The following is a 19,065-nucleotide window of genomic DNA, read 5'->3' as shown; positions in this document are numbered from 1 at the left end:
CTTTCCCTTGCTCAGGCAGTTTTCTATTGCCTAACTTTTCCAGTAAGGGATTTGCTATGAAATCGGAAGGTATCTATATAAGTCTAACGGCCTTCCTTCCATGTAACGGCATTTATTCAAATGCTGCATATGGTTTTCAGTAATCAGCAGACTTAGAGATGGGCTCTCATGAATAAGAAATACCTGCGACACGCAGTTCTGGCCGCAGCAATCGGCTCCGTTTCCCAAGGCGCAATGGCAGCAGGTTTCTACCTGCAGGAAACCAGCGCATCTGGCCTAGGCCGCGCCTTCGCCGCCGAAAACACCATCGGTGACAATGCCTCTATCCTCGCACGCAACCCCGCGGGCTCTGCGCTGTTTGACACCTACACTATTTCAGGTGGCCTTACTTACGTAGACCCCAATATCGACGTATCTGGCGATGTTACTTATTTCGGGCCAATCCCGGGCACCCGGACCACTGTTCGGGCTGATGCCGACGATTACGCTACCAGCGCATGGATTCCCAACGGTTATTTAGCCGCACCGATCAACGATGAGTGGTCTTGGGGCCTGGCCATGTATACAGATTTTGGCCTTGAGACTGACTTCCCCGATAGCTTTCCAGCGGCTGCCATTGCAAACCAAACTGAGCTGCTGACAGTCAATATCCAGCCCTCTATTGCTTACGATATTAATAACACCTTTAGCATTGGCGCTTCTATCAATTTCCTGTACGCCGATGCAACCCTGAAGACCAATATACCGACAGACTTTGTTCTTGACCCAATCTTCAGTAATCCTGCGGTCTTAGGCAGAGGCCTCTCTGGCGCTTCCGTTCTTAAGATTGAGGGCGATGGCTGGGATGTTAGCTGGACCTTAGGTGCATTGTGGCGCATCAGTGATAATACCCGCGCCGGCATTTCTTACCATGCCAAGTACGATCCCAAACTCAAAGGGGATGTGAGTTCCGACTTAATACCTCCCCCCCCTGCCGCGCCATTTGATGACACCAGCGGCAACCTCACGTTAGATCTGCCGGATACTTTGGAGTTGGGTTTCTACCACCGCTTCGACAACCAATGGGCAGTTGCAGTTGGCTATATGTGGACCAACTGGGAAGAGTTTGAGCGTCTCGAAGCCTTTATCCCAAGCGCTGGTGAGGGGTTCAATCCTCTACTCATCAAAGAAGAAAACTTTAAAAGCGGTTCACGCTTCAGCCTCGCTGGCGAGTATTTCTACAATGATGATATTACCGTGCGCTTCGGCTATGCCTATGACCAAGGTGCAGCGCGCGATGGTTTCAATCGTCACGAGCAAGAAGAAATTCTTGCCACTACTGGCCTGGACCTCCCCATCACCTGGCGCACATTATCCATTCCAGACACCGATCGTCAGTGGCTCACGCTTGGTGGAACCTATCAATATAATGAAAAGCTGAGCGTAGATGCCGGCATAGCTTACATCTGGGGTGACGACGAGAGAATTCAGGAATATACACCAATCCCCGTTCCGACCTACTACGATGGCGGCACGACCAAAACAGAGGCCTGGCTGTTCAGTGCAGCTATTAACTACCGCTTCTGATTAGCAAGTCCCCACGAAAAAAAGGCTCTACCTCCGGTAGGGCCTTTTTTGTTTACAGACCAACAAAAGACACCCGCTTCAAGCCCCCAAAGCCTTGCCTATACCACCACAGCCCCGACCTTAAAAAAAGGGGGTAGATAACCATCCAGGCAAATTTGCTATAAACACCCCTCAAGTTAATTAAATTCAAATCTCTGTCTAACCCAAAAATCCAACGCCAACAATTTTGCTTGTCGATTAAATTCTACCAATGACTCTCAACAAAAAGCGGCCACTAGAACCACCCCTCTTTCTTTGTTGTGACCATGACCTGGAACAGGGAGCAAGCAAAATAGTAACAACTGAAATTCCACCTTGAACCCGATTGCAATGAACAACCTACTGAGGGCACTAGAAGTTTAGGCGAACCGAGCACCACTGGCAGCAGTACCGGATCTATACCCCGGCACCAGCCCGATCAAACAAAAATCAAAACCGAAAACAACCAAGCAACAAGAGTAAAATCATGAAGTTAATAGCAGTATTTTTCTTGTTATTCTTAAGCTTCGATATCTCGGCCTTCACCATGGGAGATGCCATCAATATAGCTGGCCGACAGCGGATGCTGTCTCAGCGTATCACCCAGACGTATATCCTCCGCGGAATACAGCCCAGTGCGGAGCGCCACAAAAAAGTCTTTTCAAGGTCCCTCCAGGAGTTCAAGCGAAACCACGAAAAACTAAGTAACTTTCAGGGCGCGGAAAAAATCGAAACCCAATTAATAAAAGTGCAAAAGGAGTGGGAAAAATTTGAAAAAATCGCCCTCCAACCCACCAGCAAGGAAAGCGCTACTAAGCTGTTTGAACGGAGTGATGAACTCCTGTCTGAAACCCATGCTTATGTTGTGAAGCTCCAGCAACTTGCACCGGATAATAGCGCTGAGTTAATTAACATCGCAGGTCGGCAACGCATGCTCTCCCAGCGCATAGCCAAAAACTATGCTGCTAAACTCTGGGAAATTTCCCAAGATAATGCCAGTAGCGGTCTGCAACAGGATCTTTCCGAGTACTCCAACCGCCTTAACCAGCTTCTGGAAAGCCCACTCAACACACCCGAAATCACCCACAATCTGCGCAAAGCTCAGGATCACCTAAATTACGCCAGTCGCGGGTTCGAAGGAGAGATGAAAATATCTGAGAAGCGCCAGATTCAAGTAATTACAGGCACTACCGATCTAATGCTGCGCAATATGAATGTGATTACTCAGCTGTATGCCAAATTATTGGATTCAAGCACAACTTTATAAGAACAGAGGATGCAATTGGAAGAATACTCCAGAAAAGCTTTGAAGAAACCATCGGAACAATAAGAAAGGGGGGAGCCCCCCTTTCTTAATTAGTGCGCTAATACGCTATTGGATAACCAGCAGATTACCAGCCGCACTGACGCCCCTGGTTTTGCTCTTCCAGATAGGCCATCAAAGGCTGGAAGTAATCGATAATTGCCGAGGCATCCAGATCGCGCTGGCCAGTCAGAGCTTCCATTGCATCGGGCCAGGGCTTGCTTGCACCCATAGCCAACATGGTGCGCAACTTCTCGCCCGCTTCATCATTTTTGTAAATAGAGCAACGATGCAGCGGCCCGGTTTCACCAGCGGCCTCACAGAGTGCACGATGGAACTGGAACTGCTGAATACGCGCAAGGAAGTAGCGGGCATAAGGCGTATTACCTGGAATGTGGTACTTGGCACCCGGGTCAAAATTCGCTTCGGTGCGCTCTACTGGAGCTTCAATACCCTGGTATTCCTCACGCAATTTCCACCATGCCTTGTTGTAATCGGAAGGCTGCACTTCGCCATTAAATACCTGCCAACGCCATTTATCTACCAACAAACCAAAAGGCAGGAAGGCAATCTTATCCAGCGCCTGCTGCATCAGGTAGCCAATATCCTTACTCTCGTCCGGCACCTCATTCATCAAGCCGATTTCTTTAAGGTACTTCGGGGTAATAGATAGCGCGATAGTGTCGCCAACAGCTTCATGGAAACCATCATTGGCACCCTCTTTGTAGAGGAAAGGCTGGTCCTTATAGATGCGCTGGTAGAAGTTATGGCCCAATTCATGATGGATTGTAACCAGGTCTTCACCAGTCTTGTTGATACACATCTTGATACGAATGTCGTCCTGACCATCCATATTCCAGGCACTGGCATGACATACCACATCCCGATCCTGGGGCTGGGTGAACTGTGAGCGCTCCCAGAAAGTATCAGGTAGCGGCTCAAAGCCAAGAGAGGTGAAGAACTTCTCACCCACCTTCACCATATCCTTCTCGCTCATGCCAGAGTCAACAACGAGCTGAGTCAGGTCATAAGGCGCTTGCATGTCCTCGTCTTTAACCAATTCATAGATATTGCCCCATTCCTGAGCCCACATGTTACCGAGCAAATGTGCCGGAATTTTGCCCTGGGCAGGTGCAACCTCATCGCCATAATGCTCATTCAGTTTGGCACGCACATGGCAATGCAGAGCCTCATACAAAGGCTTCACCTTATTCCACTGCGTATCCATATCAGCTGCGAAAGCATCCGGTTTCATATCGTACTTGGAGCGCCAGAAAACACTCAAGTTGTCATAGCCCAGCTCTTTGGTACCGGCGTTGCCGATCTCAACCTGGCGCTCATAAAGTGGCTTCATTGGAGGAGAGACTTTGCGCCAACCGACCCAAAGATCCTTGAGTAGTTCAGGGTCGCGATTGGTGGCCATCATCTGACCCATTTCGGTCAGGGTATAGCACTTCTCATCCCCCGACTCCTCACGGCAGTATTTGCCAGCGCCATACATACCCTGCATCTTCGAGCCGATTTGAGCCAATTCGGAAGTTAATGCCGGATCCTTCGGAGCTGGGAATACCAAGCCCTGCTTCAACATAGTCAGCTTGCGGCGGGTATCTGCATCCAGTTCCAGGTTATTGAACTTAGCTGCTTCGGAGGCCAGTTCCACGGCCAGGGTCGTGTAACGCTCACTGGCGAGCGCTTCAACGTACTGGGAGTCCATATTGATGTAAGTCGAGGCCAACCAGGCTGCATGGCTCATCTCCTGGGCCATTTTTTCCAGGCGCGCCTGGGCGCCATCCAGGAACGCCTGGGCATCTTTGGCTGTCAGCTGGCCTTGTTCTGCCGCCGGACTTTCTGCAGTAGCCTGAGCCACATCAATATTTTTCGGAGCCTGTTGGCCATCGTCGCAAGCAGACAGCGCCACCGTAGTGGCGATGGCGAAAGCAATTTTCTTCATCTTCCCCTCAGATAATCATTATTGGGCCTGGTTATAACTGACGCCGTTTATAGCATAAGCTTCATATTGTCATCGACGTCAGGCGCAATTTGAAAGCCCAGTTCGACACAAAATACCTTTTTTTGCAGATTTTCCGGGGGAAAATACGGCTCAAAACCAGTCAGTTCGCGAGGTCTCAAGAAGCTTACTTAGCAACGGGGAAAGAAGATCTAAAAGAAAATAGAAGGGAAAGACTGAGAAGATGGAGGCAGCCCAACCAGCAACACCCTCGGCACATGATACCACTGCTACCGTTGCTCCCTTCCGGGCCTGGCGGGGTTCACAGCTGCTCATTGCGAGGGGACCGGAAGGGCCGCCACAACGATCTTCGGTGCATCCGAAGAGGGCGCGATTATAGAGGCATAAAGGCGCAAGTTCCAGCCCTATTAACAGGTTATAATAGACGTCTAGTATTTTACCCCTTCAATAGAGTTACTCATGCACCTTTTTGTCGATAATTTGACCAATGTTGACTTCAGCTACCTGGACCATGAACGCGGGTTGGTAGGAGAGACATGGCTGGCCAATGCTGCCCTTGAGGGCACCCTGGATCACCAGGGTATGGTTTGTGACTTTGGTATCGTTAAAAAGACTCTACGCCATTGGCTGGATGATCAACTTGACCACCGCCTTTTAGTGCCCACCAAGGCCCCAGGCCTGACACTTACTAATGAAGGCGAGCTAATTTCACTCAGTTGGCAGCTGGCAAATGGCGAGCAAATTGCCGTATCCGGGCCCGAGCAGGCTTTCGCTCTAGTCGAAGCTGACACTATTAATAGAGACACCGTTGCAAACTGGAGTGTAAAGCAGCTGGCCAGCTCCTTTCCGACCAGTGTCGAGCAACTCAAGCTCTCTTTTGAAGATGAAAAAATAGAAGATGCCTTCTACCACTACAGCCACGGGCTAAAAAAACACGATGGCAATTGCCAGCGAATTGCCCATGGCCATCGATCCCGCATCCAGATTTATTCTGCTGGAGAGCGCGACAAGCAGCTGGAGCAACAATGGGCAAAACGCTGGGAAGACATCTATATAGGAACCCGCGAAGATTTAATTGAGGAGGGCGAGAAAACCCTGAGCTTCGCTTATCGGGCTCAGCAGGGCAATTTCACTCTGGAGATTCCTGTACGCTGTTGCGAGGTGATCAACTGCGATACTACCGTGGAGCAACTGGCTCAATATATTGCCAATACCCTGGCCAAAGATTTGCCTGGAAAAGAAATCACCGTTCGCGCTTATGAAGGCTTGGGTAAAGGGGCTATCGCCTCCGCCAAGCAATAAGCTTTTGCGCATAAATTATTCCCTGGGCCCAGCAAAGGTTAGCGGATTTTGAACCTGATTGTTTTACGGGAAACTGATTTCTTCGACTCAACACATGTACGCCTCTCAGGCCGCAGGTTGGAGCATATTATCCAAGTCCATCGAGCTGCACCGGGGCAGCAACTGCGTGTTGGGTTACTCAATGGCAAGATTGGTTTTGGTGAAATCACTTTTCTTACTGATCAACAAGTAGAGTTAAGGGTGGAGTTACAAAACAGCCCTCCACCACCACTACCACTTACGCTGGTTCTGGCATTGCCGCGCCCTAAAATGTTGAAGCGGATTATTCAGCATATCACTGCCCTAGGCGTAAAAAAGCTGGTTCTCCTGAATAGCTATCGTGTAGAAAAGTCCTATTGGCAAACACCCTGGCTGGAACCGGATAAACTATTCGAACAGTGCCTGTTAGGCCTTGAGCAGGCTGTTGATACTCAGATGCCGGAAATCATCTTGCGCAAGCGCTTCAAACCGTTTGTGGAGGATGAGCTACCCGAGCTATCCGCCAATACATTAAAATTGGTAGCTCACCCGGTAGGTGGCGATGCCTGTCCCGTTGATATCGATAAGACAACAACGCTTGCGATTGGCCCTGAGGGAGGCTTTATCCCCTACGAAGTTGAAAAGCTAAAGGAGGCCGGTTTCCACTCGGTACATTTGGGAGCGCGTATTCTGCGCGTGGAAACCGCGCTGCCAGTATTGGTAAGTCGCCTTTTCCCCGCCCGCTGAGCATACACAACCGAACGGAAAAGGGGTTGTAAAAAAAATTAAGCAGCCTCTTACACCCGAGCCACCTCTATTACAAAGCCTTAATCTCTCCTACCTCACAGCTTCAAATTTCCACTCGATCATTTAATACGAATCACTCCTACAGCGGATAGTGAGACATTTGCACGCTTTATTCATCAAGATTTCATCATTTTGTAATAAATAAGACATATTTTGCGGCCTCGTTTTTCTTCCCTATGGGCGAGTTTTTATGTACCTGTTCCTTCACCGGCTATGTTTCACCTTATCATTTTTACTGGGGCCTATACTCACCCCGGCGGCTTCAGCTGAGCTGCCTCCTTTCGACTCGAGCACTTCGGGCCTGTTGTTTACCTTACACGGATCCAACACCATCGGTGCACAGCTGGCACCCAACTTGATTCGCGATTACCTCTCCGCAAAAAGCGCCAGAAATATTCGCGTAATCCCCTTGGACACTCCCAATGAACTTCGCGTACAGGCAGACACTGGCAGTAACACCGTTTTCATTGATATAGCGGCGCATGGTTCAAGTACTGGGTTTAAAGGGCTTGAGCAGTCTCAAGCAGATATTGCCATGGCTTCCAGACCGATCAAGGATACGGAATTATCATCTCTGAGCCGCCTTGGAGACATGCGCAGTAGCCGGGCAGAGCATGTAATTGCTATCGATGGCCTGGCAATTATTGTGCATCCCGGTAATCGCATCGAAAAACTGACCTTGCAACAAATCGCCTCTATTTTCTCCGGCAGAATTTCCAACTGGTCCCAACTCGGCGGTAACAAAGGTCGAATCAAAGTCTATGCCCGTGATAATCAATCTGGCACCTGGGATACATTCAAGAATCTGGTACTTGGCAAAAGCCACACACTCGCCGGCAGCGCAAAACGCTTTGAATCCAATGATCAACTCTCGGACCTGGTTGCCGCAGACCCCAACGGCATTGGCTTTGTTGGGCTGGCATCAATAAGGCAATCCAAGGCAATCTCTGTTTCCGATGAAGATACTTTGCCTCAAGCACCTGAACACTTAACTGTTGCGACCGAAGATTATCCCCTATCACGCCGCCTGTTTTTATATACACCGGTGTATTCAGCCAAACCAGCTGCCGATGATTTTCTACGTTTTGTGCAAAGTGAGCTGGGACAAGAGCAGGTAAAAGCCACAGGGTTTGTTGCACAGACCCCAATTGGTGTAAAGCCTGGCAGCTTAAGGGAAGGCCCAGTGGAGTATTTGACCCTGACTGAAAAAGCAGAACGACTAAGTATTAATTTCCGCTTCTCTGAAGGTAGTGCGTCTCTGGACAACAAAGCCCAGCAGGATATTCAAAGACTCGCAAACTATATGCAAAAACCCCAAAATCGTGATCGCCGATTGCTACTGATTGGATTTGGCGATGAAAAAGCCAGCCCGGAACGTTCAGTAATTCTATCCAAGCTGCGTGCAGTAACTGTGCGATCCGCACTTCGCGACCACCAGATAAACACTGCTCCCGTACAAGGCTTCGGCGCTTACCTACCTATTGCATCGAACAACTCCAGTGGCAAAGTCAAAAATCGCCGGGTTGAAGTTTGGCTTCTGTAAATTGAAGATCCTGCCGTTTCACAGGGAAGAAAAAATGATTGAGGCGGGATTAAATCCGATGGAGTGTTCTGTAAAGTCCTTCCTGTCTTCTGATACTGAGCTATCGCCAACAACTGACTTTAAGGGTAATCAGTGCAGCAGTAAGCCAACCCAGAAAATAAAACTCGCAATAAAAAAGCCGCGTTGATACGCGGCTATCAATGACAGCTTTCACTGTCAGGTCTCACAGAGAGGAACGCCAGGAGCGCTCCGGGAAAAACTCCCAATTAACAAGCGCGTTGCAGCTCGTTTTAAATAGGCGGCTGCTGAGCAGCCGCCAACAATTAGGCTACAGCTTCTTCAGACTCAGCTACTTTTTGCAGAGCCAGCTTGGGATCCACAAATTCATAGCCCAATACATCGGCAACAGCTTTGTAGGTCACCATACCAGCGTGAACATTCAGCCCTTCCAGAAGATTCGCATCATCCAGCAACGCCTGCTTAGCACCTTTGTTTGCCAGGGCCACGGCGTAAGGCAGGGTAGCGTTGTTCAGAGCCATGGTGGAGGTGCGGGCTACACCGCCGGGCATATTGGCTACACAGTAATGTACTACCCCATCTACCACATAAGTAGGCTCTTGGTGGGTAGTGGCTTTGGATGTTTCAAAACAACCACCTTGGTCGATAGCCACGTCTACAACCACAGCACCCTTCTTCATGCGGCTGATGATGTCGCGAGTCAGCAGCTTGGGAGCCGCAGCGCCCGGAATCAATACTGCACCCACAACCAGGTCCGCTTCCAGCGCGTGCTTTTCAATAGCGTCGTTTGTGGAGTATTCGGTGCGCACAGCGCCACCGAAGATGTCATCCAGCTGACGCAGACGTGGCAGTGAGCGATCCAGGATGGTTACATCAGCACCCATACCCAGGGCCATCTTGGCTGCATTGGTACCAACAACACCACCACCGATAATCAGGACTTTCGCGGGGGCTACACCGGGTACACCACCGAGCAATACTCCAAGGCCGCCTTGAGCTTTTTCCAGGTGGTGGGCGCCACATTGTACAGACATACGACCAGCCACTTCAGACATCGGCGCCAACAGCGGCAGACCACCAAAGCGGTCGGTAACAGTTTCATAAGCGATGCAGGTTGCACCGGATTTCACCAACAGCTCGGTTTGCTTGGGGTCTGGAGCCAGGTGGAGGTAAGTGTAAAGAACCTGCCCAGGACGCAGCATTTCGCACTCATTCGGCTGCGGCTCTTTGACCTTGACGATCATATCGGCAGTGGCAAAAATCTCTTCCGGAGTATCAATAATCTTGGCACCGGCCTGCTCGTACATTTCATCGGTAAAGCCAATAGCTGCACCGCCATCTTTCTGTACGATTACCTGATGACCGTGGCCAACCAGTTCGCGAACACTCGACGGCGTCAGGCCAATACGATACTCGTGGTTTTTGATCTCTTTAGGGACGCCAATCAACATTTTCTGCTCCTCAATCTCTGTATCTGGCGCAATCTTTGCGCATAGACAAAGCCACACCTAATTTCTGTGTTTTCCCCAGTATAAGGCCACCCCTAAAGTGGATTTCTATAAGATTTTTTATCAAACTAGTGGAATCCACTATTAAACCTAGTCGATAGTCCGATTTTTGAGCTGATCATCTATCCAGGAGACAGAGGTATGCGCAAGCGCGCGGAAGAACTCAATACCGTGGACCGCAATATCCTGCGAGTCCTGCAAAAAAATGGCCGTACCAGCTATGCTGAACTCGCCCGACAAGTGGGTTTAACTGCTACCCCCTGTGTTGAACGGGTAAAACGACTGGAGAATGATGGCGTTATCCAAGGATACACTGCCCTGATCAATCCAGAATTCCTGGATGCCGCCCTGGTGGTTTTTGTACAGATTCGCCTGAACCGATCCGCCCAGGACGCATTTGAAGAGTTCCGCAACGCTGTGGCCGCACTACCGGAAGTACAGGAGTGTTACCTGGTCTCTGGCAATTTTGACTACCTGATCAAAGCACGGGTTGCGGATATGAGCGCCTACCGCAAGTTTTACGGTGAGACTCTTCTGACTCTGCCAGAAGTACAGGAGTGCACCAGTTACGTGGTGATGGAGGAAGTAAAAGAAACCCTGGAAGTACCAGTTCACTACAATCGATAAGCCCATCAGTAGGGGCGACTAGTCAGCCCCCCTACTGCAAGTTGGCAAGAGTGATCAGTAGTGGATTCCCAGCTTGCGATAAACAAAACCTATAACCCAAGCCGGGCCAATCAGTAGAAACTGAATATCTTTAAAGAAAGAGGGCTTTTTCCCTTCGATATGGTGGCCTATAAACTGAAAAATCCACATCACTACAAATAGTCCCAGTGCCGTCTGCCAAACGGGCACCCCCAGGCGCTCCGCTATCGACCAGGCCCAGAGGCAAACTACCGTTAAGGCCGTCATGCCAATTGCAATTGCAAAGGAAAGGGCAAAATAGAAAAGCATCACTGGCACTGTGATCACTACTGCCCAGTTCAACCAAGGGATCGCCGCCATAAACTGCGGCTGCGGAATATCCCATAGCAGGCCAACAACAGTTGCATAAATTACCGGTACTGCAACCCAGTGAATGGATTTATTGATCGGGTTCTGGTGGCTCTCGCCGTATTCGGCAAACCACTGCTGGGCGGTGCGCATGACAATCTCCTTTTTTTATTGTGTCATTGTCAGGAGAGCTATGATCCTCCGGGCACAAACGGTAATCAATGGCCGAAAGTGCCAGGTAAAATATTTTGTCAACGCCGCACGTATGCATCCAGCTGAGCGTGATAGAGTTCAGCCATCTCCCTATCGAAACAGCAGAAAACAATACTCTGTGGCTCCCCCTCTCTCTCCAAGTGCTGCTGCACCTGTTCAACGGCAATTTCTACCGCAAGCCTGGGAGGATAATCATAAACACCGCAACTAATTGCGGGGAATGCGATGGAACGCATGTTCTCTCGCCGCGCCAAAGTCAGGCATTGGCGGTAACAGCTCGATAAAAGCTCTGGCTCACCCAAACGGCCACCGCGCCAGACTGGCCCAACCGTGTGGTAAATACGTTTGACAGGAATTGAAAAAGCGCTAGTGGCACGGACCTCACCAACCGGGCAACCCCCGATACTGCGGCAGGCATCCAACAAATCTGGACCCGCCGCACGGTGAATGGCGCCATCCACTCCACCACCGCCGAGTAGACGAGCGTTGGCGGCATTGACGATGACATCGACGTTTAATCGCGTGATATCACCGAGATGAACTTTGATCACTCAGTATCTCCAACCGCTATTTGAATAATCGCTGCGGATGGAAATCCTTTTCGCTTCACAACAGTCGCACCCATATCACAGGCGCGCCCTTTGCGTAGCTGTCACACTGCACTCAGCCCCATCACTGGGGGCCGCAAGTACAAGCCCTCCGGGGTTAGCCCAGCAATTTTTTATGCTGGGAGGCCACGGCTTCCGGGCATTTCGTCAGTACGCTAACTATGACGATAGCAGCTGCTGAGAAAATAAAGCCCGGCAGCAATTCATAGGTATCGAAGATACCACCGGAGAGCTGCTCCCAGATCACCACTGTGCCACCACCGACAATCACCCCTGCAATGGCACCGCTGCCAGTCATTCTTGACCAGTAGAGGCTGATCAGCAGCGCCGGTCCAAAGGCGGCGCCGAGTCCGGCCCAGGCGTAACTCACCACATCCAAGACCTTGGAATCAGGATCCATAGCAATCCAAACAGCGATTAGAGAGAGCCCAACAACGGCCCAGCGCCCCACTTTCACCATGGCTTCAGGACTGGTCTTACGTCCAAACCAGACATGATAAATATCCTCTGCCAATGCTGCAGAGGACACCAACAGCTGGGAATCTGCGGTGCTCATAATGGCGGAGAGGATCGCCGCTAGCAGCACACCCGCGACAACCGGATGGAACAGAACCTGAACCAGTTCCATAAAGACCGTCTCGCCATCCGGCAGCCCCTGCTGCATCTGTAGGTGGGCAAACAGGCCAACTGCCATAGCACCCAAAAAGCCAACCAGGGACCAAACTGCGGCAACGGTTGCAGCCGCAGGTACATCATCCGGGCTGCGTACCGCCATAAAACGCGCCAGGATATGGGGCTGGCCAAAGTAGCCCAGCCCCCAGGCGAGGGAACTCAAAATGGCAACCATGCCCAACGCCTGTCCACTGCCATCAGTCAACCAATGCGTTAACTGGGGCTGTTGTGCTTGCAACTGAGCCCAGCTGGCGGAAAAGCCACCCTGATCGGAAATCACCACTAAAGGAACGGCAATCAGAGCAACACTCATTAGCAGACCCTGGAATACATCTGTCCAGGATACCGCCAGGAAACCGCCAAATAGCGTGTAAGAAATCACTGCAACTGCACCGATAACCACCGCAAAGTGGTAGTCCCAACCAAAAACAGTCTCAAATAACTTACCGCCGGCAATCAGCCCCGAAGCCACGTAAAAGAGGAAAAACAGCAAGATGAAAATAGCGCATACCGTGCGCAGATAAGGGTGACCCATCTTGAAACGGCGATCCAAGTAGGCTGGCACCGTCAGGGAATCATCCAGTTCATAGGTATATATGCGCAGGCGGCGCCCCATACTGACCCAGCTCAGCACGATACCGGAAAAGAGGCCTATAGCAATCCAGCCCGCAGACAACCCCGCAGCATAGGCAGCACCGGGTAATCCCAGCAGTAACCAGCCGCTCATGTCAGAGGCCCCTGCAGAGAGCGCCGCAACGGCAGGGGGCAATGAACGGCCACCAAGGAAATAATCACTGGCATTTTTGGTACGCATATAAGCGTAAATGCCAATCACCAGGATTAGGGCCAGGTAGGCGATAAAGGTTAGGGCTACGAGCCACTGTGCAGGCATGGGGGATTCCTTCTACTCAAACTGAGTGGCACCTAGAGAGGGCACTTTCTGCGACTCGCTGCTCGCTTTTTGGGCAAAATGAGCTACGGGATCGGTACCACTTCAAAAATTGTTATGTTTATTGCGCCTAAATCTACCCAACAGGTGGCGTCGACTCAATCCGCAAACTAAATATTCAGAACAGCCACAGAAAAAAAGACAACACTATGGGCATTTGTCTGGACGAATTGCGCCTCCAGGTTATCCGTCCGACCCTCAAACACCTGAGAGCCTGGAGTCAGGGCATGGAAAACCTCCTGCTCGGCACAGCCGCACAAGAATCACAGCTCGGGTTTCATCTCAAGCAGGGACGGCGCCATGGATTGGGCATCTATCAAATCCAACCACACACGCACCGGGAGATCTGGGATCACTATCTGATCAATCATCCAGCCCTGGCCTCAAAGGTACGCGGCCTGGCCAGCCAGCGAGACTTTCTCGATCACCCCCACAGCGAGCTGACCACCAACTTGCGCTATGCCACCGCTATCGCCTGGCTGGTTTACCGCTCAGCGAATGTTCACAAGATTCCCGAGCCGGAGACCAATGATGTGGCGAAAATGGCGCGGCTGTGGCACCAGCATTTTCACCACGGGCCCAGCGCCACTACGAGGGATTTTGAATGCAGCTATGCCCAACTGGTAAGTGGTGCAGACCCTACAAATTCAGCGCCGAGATATACTGGGGCGCAGCCTCCTGAGCATCCTCAGGCTCCCAGGAATTCACCTGACGCTGAATTAAATGGTCAGGGCGCTCGGCAGCCGACGGCTTAGAGCGATCCAATTCCAGGCTTTCAAAGTTGTAGAGATCCCTGTCTGCCAGTTGCGATGGGGATACACGCGTTAATGCGGCAAAGATATTTTCACTACGTCCTGGGAATTTTTTATCCCACTCCCGTAACATCTGCTTAATCGCCTGCCTCTGCAGATTTTCCTGGCTACCGCACAGGTTGCAGGGAATGATCGGGAATTCCTTAAACTCCGCATAGCGGGCAATATCCTCTTCACGGCAATAGGCCAGCGGGCGAATCACGATATTACGGCCGTCATCAGCACGCAGCTTGGGCGGCATCGCTTTCAAGCGTCCACCGTAAAACATGTTAAGGAATAAAGTCTCGACAATGTCGTCTTTATGGTGGCCAAGGGCTACTTTGGTGGCACCAATTTCCTCGGCAAAGCCGTAAAGGGTACCGCGGCGCAGGCGCGAACAGAGGCTACAGGTGGTCTTGCCTTCAGGCACCACTTCCTGCACAACTGAATAGGTGTCTTTTTCCACGATGTGGTGCGGCACGCCGAGGGAGCGCAAATACTCCGGCAGGATATGCTCCGGGAACCCCGGCTGTTTCTGGTCCATATTCACCGCCACCAGCTCGAAATTGACCGGTGCAGTTTTTTGCAGGTTCAGCAGGATATCCAGCATGGCATAGGAATCCTTGCCACCGGACAGGCAGACCATAATTTTGTCGCCTTCTTCAATCATGTTGAAGTCCGCAATCGCGCGACCCACATGACGACGCAGGCGCTTCTGCAGCTTGTTAAATTCGAGTCGCTCGCGGCGATTTTCCACTTCGGGCATGGTGTCTCTCTAACTAGTTCAGTACCGCTGGCCGGTTACAAACCTGGGGGGCACAGCCGCAGTACTACTTCTTGTGGCTGATGGCCAGTTGCTGGCTTTCCCAATCCTGAGGGCGCGATTGTACGCATTTCGATCACGGAGTACACGACTGGCTATCCACCTCTTCTGCCAGCAGTGACTCAACACAGGGCCATACATGGTCCAGCAATGCGGGCTGGGCCTTGGCGGTTGGGTGGATACCATCCGATTGCATTGCCCCATCTGCCAGCGCCACTGTCTCCAGGAAGAAAGGCACCAACCCGACCTGCTCAGATTTCGCCACCTTGGGATATACAGCGGCAAAGGCATTGGTGTAGGCACGACCGTAGTTAGGAGGAATACGCATACCCAATAGCAATACCTCAGCACCAGAGTTCTTGGCCAGTTTCACCATTTCCATCAGATTGCGCTGCAAGGACTGCGGCGGGTAGCCCCGCAGGCCATCGTTACCACCCAGCTCCACAATCAGCCAACGCGGATTGTACTCCTCCATCAGGCGAGGCAAACGCGTCAACCCACCGGAAGTCGTTTCGCCACTGATACTGGCATTGACCACTCGAATTTTTTTACCTTTCTCCTGCAGGCGCTCTCGCAATAATTGCACCCAGCCCTGCTCTTCATTAATACCGTAAGCAGCGCTGATACTGTCACCCAGCACCAATAAGGTATCCGCAGTATTCGCCTGGGCAGCCCCGACAGGGATAAACAGCAACAGTACCAAGCTGAATTGAGCCGCCAACTGCCGAAAAAAGGCTGTCGTCATGTCATACTCTCCAAAAAATTCGCGTATCCGTATAGGGAACACAGTATGTCCGCCATTCTTACGGCAGAAAACCTGTATCACAGAGTCTCCACCAGCGAAGGGCCATTGACCCTATTAAACAATATCTCTCTGCAACTGGCGCGCGGGGAAAGCCTGGCTGTGACCGGTGCCTCAGGTTCCGGCAAGTCCACCCTGCTCGGTCTGTTAGCGGGATTGGACAAGCCCAGCGAAGGAAAAATCTGGCTGGCCGGTGAAGAAATTACCGCCATGGATGAGGAACAACGTGCAGCGATACGCGCCCGCTGCGTGGGTTTTGTATTCCAAACCTTCCAGCTACTGCCAGGCCTCACGGCTCGTGAGAATGTCATGTTGCCCAGTGAGCTGCGTGGAGAGCGCGGCGCCGCCAAGCGCGCAGAGGAATTCCTGGCCAAGGTTGGTCTGGAACATCGCCTGGGCCACTATCCGCGCCAGCTCTCCGGTGGGGAGCAGCAGCGGGTTGCCATTGCCAGGGCCTTCGCTAGCTTTAGCGGAGAGGACGCCATCCTCTTTGCCGACGAACCCACCGGCAGCCTGGATGCCGGCAATGGCGCCAAAATTATCGATTTGCTCTTCAAGCTCAACGCCGAGTCCAGTACCACTCTGGTATTGGTAACCCATGAGCAACGCCTCGCTGAACGCTGCGCCACTCACCTTCGTATGTCTGCTGGAGCCGTGGAGTCTTACGTGCCCTTCTCTGGTGACGACAACTTGTCGGAGGTATCCGCCTGATGCTGCCGCTGCGACTGCTTTTCAGGGACTGGCGCGGTGGCGAGCTGGCCCTGATCGCCAGTGCCCTGGTACTGGCCGTGACCTGTGTAACCGCCATTGCCCATTTCACTGACCGCCTTACCCGCGCCATGGAGCAGCAATCGCTTACCTTCCTGGCCGCAGAGCGGGTGCTGCGCAGCAGTAAGCCTGTGGATAGCGCATGGCTGGAGGAAGCCGACAAAAAGGGATTGGAACAGGCCGAGATAGTCCAGTTTTCATCCATGATCTCCGCCAACGACCAGTTCCAGTTTGTCTCAGTCAAAGCTGTCGACAAAGGCTATCCATTGGTGGGACAACTGGAAATCAGCAAGTCCCCGGAAGGCCCAGGGGAAGTGGCACCACAAGGACCTCCCCCGGGAGAAGCCTGGGTGGAGTCCCGCCTTCTACCATTGATGGGAATCCAGCTCGGCGATCCTATCGCCCTCGGCGACACCCAATTGAAAGTGACAGCCATACTGGAGCGGGAACCCGACCGGGGCACCAGCCTGTTTGATATGGGCGCGCGACTGCTAGCCAATACCGCCGACCTGCCCGCCGCAGGTGTGATCCAGCCCGGCAGCCGAGTGCGCTACCGCTACTTGTTTTCCGGTGATGACCAAGTCCTGAAGGATTACTTTGACTGGCTCAAACCTCAGTTAACTGAGCACCAGCGAATCTTGGACCTGCGCGAAGGCCAGCCCCGCGTTGCCTCAGCCCTGGATAGAGCCGAGTCATTCCTGTTTCTCGCCGCCAGCCTGGCTGTACTTCTCGCCAGCGTCGCCGTTGGCCTGGCAGCCAGACGCTACGGACTGCGCCACGGCGCCTACGTAGCCGTAATGAAAAGCCTCGGCGCCGGGCGCAACAAAATCCTCGGCATCTACCTGGGACAGCTGGCCGCCCTCACCCTGATTGCCACTGCTATCGGGCTGGCACTGGGCACCTTTATCCAGAGCCAGGCGGTCAACCTGATGGAAGGGTTCTTCCCGGTTCAACCCCCGGCCACCAGCTGGAGCCCTCTGCTAATTGGACTCGCCACCGGCCTCGCCTGCGCCCTGGGCTTTGCCCTGCCGCCGCTTTTCCGTTTGGCTCGTACAGACCCGATGCAAACCCTGAGGCACGACTGGAGCAATCCGGACAGACGCGAATGGCTCGGGTTGATTCTCGGCCCCAGCGCCATGCTGCTCCTAATCTGGTGGCTGTCCGGCAGTCTGCTCATGACGCTCGCCTTGTTTGTCGGCATGCTCCTGTTGGTAGCGGGCAGCGCCCTGGTTAACCGACTCCTGGTGCGCGGCAAATTGGCTTCCCTCGGCGGCGCATGGCGTATTGCCCTGGGCAGCTTGCAACGCCGCGCCGCGTTCAACACCCTCCTTATTGCCGCTTTTGGCACCGGATTATTGGCCATGCTGGCCATGGTCTTTGCCCGCACAGCCCTGGTGGATGAATGGCGGATGCAATTACCAGAAAAAGCCCCCAACCACTTCCTTCTGAATATCGCCCCCCACGACGTTCCAACCATGGAAAACATGCTGGCAGAGGGCGAGGTAAGCAGCACCGAGTTTTACCCCATGGTGCGCGGCCGTTTGGTAGCGATTAACGGCGTTTCGATTAAAGAGAAAAAAGATCGTCCCGGTGGCGTTCGCCGGGAATTGAACCTGAGCTACACCGATACCCTGGCGCCGGACAATCGCATCTTGGAAGGCGAATGGTGGGACAAGGCCAGCGAAGGTGTTTCCGTAGAAGTGGAGCTGGCAGCCCAGCTGGAACTGTCACTGGGAGATCAATTGCGCTTTTCCATCGGTGGCCTCGAAGTAGAAGCCCCAGTAGCCAGCTTCCGCTCGCTGGACTGGAACAGCATGCGCCCCAACTTCTATATGATATTTGCACCCGGCACTATCGATAATTTCCCGGCTACCTATATCACCAGTTTTTACCTCCCACCGGAGGACAAGCTACTGGTCAACGATCTGGTTCGCGCCTTCCCCAGCGTCAGCGTGATAGAGCTGGATAAGATCATCCAACGTATCCGCGACACCATTAACCAGGTGTCCTTTGCTATCGAATCAGTCATGGCCCTGATGCTTGTTGCCGGGGTGCTGGTATTAATTGCCGGAGTACGCGCCAGTATCGCCGAGCGATTGCAGGAAGCGGCAATTATCCGCACACTGGGAGGCCGCAGGCGCTTATTACTGAGAAGCCTGATACTGGAATTTGGCCTACTGGGTTTTGCCGCCGGCTTGCTCGCGGCTATCGGTGCTGAAGCCACTTTGGCCGTGCTGTCTTATTGGGTCTTTGAACTGCCGGTGATATTGCACCCAGTCCTTTGGCTAACCGGACCACTCACCGGTGCAGTACTGGTTGGCACCGCCGGTACCCTGGCCTGTTACAGCTCGATCAGCCAGCCCCCGCTCAGAGTACTGCGCGAACTGGCCTAAC

Annotated in this window: 16 protein-coding genes and 1 other RNA gene; 9 read left to right on the top strand and 8 right to left on the bottom strand. The window is 52.5% G+C overall.

Going from position 1 to position 19,065, the window contains the following annotated elements:
• Positions 1–168 precede the first annotated feature (168 nt).
• Both ABWV76_RS00380 and ABWV76_RS00375 read left to right on the top strand, forming a co-directional pair.
• A complete protein-coding gene (locus ABWV76_RS00380) occupies positions 169–1,566 on the top strand; it encodes an outer membrane protein transport protein (protein WP_020411663.1) in 1,398 nt (465 codons plus the stop codon).
• Positions 1,567–2,071: 505 nt separating this feature from the next.
• Positions 2,072–2,851, top strand: a complete 780-nt coding sequence (locus ABWV76_RS00375; RefSeq protein WP_353374934.1) for a type IV pili methyl-accepting chemotaxis transducer N-terminal domain-containing protein — start codon at positions 2,072–2,074, stop codon at positions 2,849–2,851.
• A 124-nt stretch (positions 2,852–2,975) separates the two neighbouring features.
• On the opposite strand, the gene ABWV76_RS00370 is transcribed toward ABWV76_RS00375, so the two are convergent.
• Together ABWV76_RS00370 and ffs are read right to left on the bottom strand one after the other, a co-directional pair.
• Positions 2,976–4,838: a M2 family metallopeptidase gene (locus ABWV76_RS00370; protein ID WP_020411661.1), complete on the bottom strand. Its 1,863-nt coding sequence runs from the start codon at positions 4,836–4,838 to the stop codon at positions 2,976–2,978.
• 251 nt (positions 4,839–5,089) lie between these two features.
• Positions 5,090–5,187: signal recognition particle sRNA small type (gene ffs, locus ABWV76_RS00365), an RNA gene on the bottom strand.
• A 128-nt stretch (positions 5,188–5,315) separates the two neighbouring features.
• Here ffs and ABWV76_RS00360 point away from each other — a divergent pair.
• The 3 genes from ABWV76_RS00360 (at position 5,316) to ABWV76_RS00350 (ending at position 8,526) form a co-directional block, all read left to right on the top strand.
• Positions 5,316–6,158, top strand: coding sequence for a 6-carboxytetrahydropterin synthase (locus ABWV76_RS00360; protein ID WP_353374933.1), 843 nt, complete (start codon positions 5,316–5,318; stop codon positions 6,156–6,158).
• 48 nt (positions 6,159–6,206) lie between these two features.
• Positions 6,207–6,923, top strand: a complete 717-nt coding sequence (locus ABWV76_RS00355) for a 16S rRNA (uracil(1498)-N(3))-methyltransferase (RefSeq protein ID WP_020411659.1) — start codon at positions 6,207–6,209, stop codon at positions 6,921–6,923.
• A gap of 250 nt (positions 6,924–7,173) precedes the next feature.
• A complete protein-coding gene (locus tag ABWV76_RS00350) occupies positions 7,174–8,526 on the top strand; it encodes a substrate-binding domain-containing protein (RefSeq protein ID WP_353374932.1) in 1,353 nt (450 codons plus the stop codon).
• A gap of 323 nt (positions 8,527–8,849) precedes the next feature.
• On the opposite strand, the gene ald is transcribed toward ABWV76_RS00350, so the two are convergent.
• The gene (gene ald, locus ABWV76_RS00345) at positions 8,850–9,995 is read right to left on the bottom strand and encodes an alanine dehydrogenase (RefSeq protein WP_020411657.1); all 1,146 of its coding nucleotides are present in this window, start codon (positions 9,993–9,995) and stop codon (positions 8,850–8,852) included.
• 198 nt (positions 9,996–10,193) lie between these two features.
• Between ald and ABWV76_RS00340 the strand changes: the two genes are divergently transcribed.
• Positions 10,194–10,679: an Lrp/AsnC ligand binding domain-containing protein gene (locus ABWV76_RS00340; RefSeq protein WP_020411656.1), complete on the top strand. Its 486-nt coding sequence runs from the start codon at positions 10,194–10,196 to the stop codon at positions 10,677–10,679.
• A 54-nt stretch (positions 10,680–10,733) separates the two neighbouring features.
• Here ABWV76_RS00340 and ABWV76_RS00335 read toward each other — a convergent pair whose 3' ends face one another.
• From ABWV76_RS00335 to putP, 3 genes are all read right to left on the bottom strand, one after another.
• Positions 10,734–11,198 carry an Mpo1 family 2-hydroxy fatty acid dioxygenase gene (locus tag ABWV76_RS00335; protein ID WP_282951298.1) on the bottom strand — a complete coding sequence of 155 codons (465 nt, stop codon included), beginning with the start codon at positions 11,196–11,198 and terminating at the stop codon, positions 10,734–10,736.
• A gap of 98 nt (positions 11,199–11,296) precedes the next feature.
• Positions 11,297–11,809, bottom strand: a complete 513-nt coding sequence (locus ABWV76_RS00330; protein ID WP_020411654.1) for an O-acetyl-ADP-ribose deacetylase — start codon at positions 11,807–11,809, stop codon at positions 11,297–11,299.
• A 154-nt stretch (positions 11,810–11,963) separates the two neighbouring features.
• Positions 11,964–13,430 (bottom strand): sodium/proline symporter PutP, encoded by a 1,467-nt coding sequence (gene putP, locus ABWV76_RS00325; RefSeq protein ID WP_353374931.1) that lies wholly within the window; start codon positions 13,428–13,430, stop codon positions 11,964–11,966.
• Positions 13,431–13,636: 206 nt separating this feature from the next.
• On the opposite strand from putP, the gene ABWV76_RS00320 reads away from it, so the two are divergent.
• Positions 13,637–14,242: a hypothetical protein gene (locus tag ABWV76_RS00320; protein WP_353374930.1), complete on the top strand. Its 606-nt coding sequence runs from the start codon at positions 13,637–13,639 to the stop codon at positions 14,240–14,242.
• Here ABWV76_RS00320 and ttcA read toward each other — a convergent pair.
• Both ttcA and ABWV76_RS00310 read right to left on the bottom strand, forming a co-directional pair.
• A complete protein-coding gene (ttcA, locus tag ABWV76_RS00315; protein WP_020411652.1) occupies positions 14,127–15,044 on the bottom strand; it encodes a tRNA 2-thiocytidine(32) synthetase TtcA in 918 nt (305 codons plus the stop codon). The genes ABWV76_RS00320 and ttcA overlap by 116 nt on opposite strands.
• A 133-nt stretch (positions 15,045–15,177) precedes the next feature.
• Positions 15,178–15,846, bottom strand: a complete 669-nt coding sequence (locus ABWV76_RS00310) for an arylesterase (protein WP_020411651.1) — start codon at positions 15,844–15,846, stop codon at positions 15,178–15,180.
• Positions 15,847–15,891: 45 nt separating this feature from the next.
• Here ABWV76_RS00310 and ABWV76_RS00305 point away from each other — a divergent pair, with 45 nt between their 5' ends.
• Positions 15,892–16,614, top strand: a complete 723-nt coding sequence (locus ABWV76_RS00305; RefSeq protein WP_020411650.1) for an ABC transporter ATP-binding protein — start codon at positions 15,892–15,894, stop codon at positions 16,612–16,614.
• Positions 16,614–19,064: an ABC transporter permease gene (locus ABWV76_RS00300; protein ID WP_353374929.1), complete on the top strand. Its 2,451-nt coding sequence runs from the start codon at positions 16,614–16,616 to the stop codon at positions 19,062–19,064. Before ABWV76_RS00305 ends, ABWV76_RS00300 begins: the two co-directional genes overlap by 1 nt.
• The last annotated feature ends 1 nt before the right edge of the window (position 19,065 follow it).

Origin of the sequence: Microbulbifer sp. NBRC 101763, assembly GCF_040371615.1 — a bacterium.
GTDB lineage: Bacteria > Pseudomonadota > Gammaproteobacteria > Pseudomonadales > Cellvibrionaceae > Microbulbifer > Microbulbifer variabilis.
Note: the sequence above shows the minus strand (reverse complement) of the source record. Positions and strands in the feature narration are given on the sequence as shown.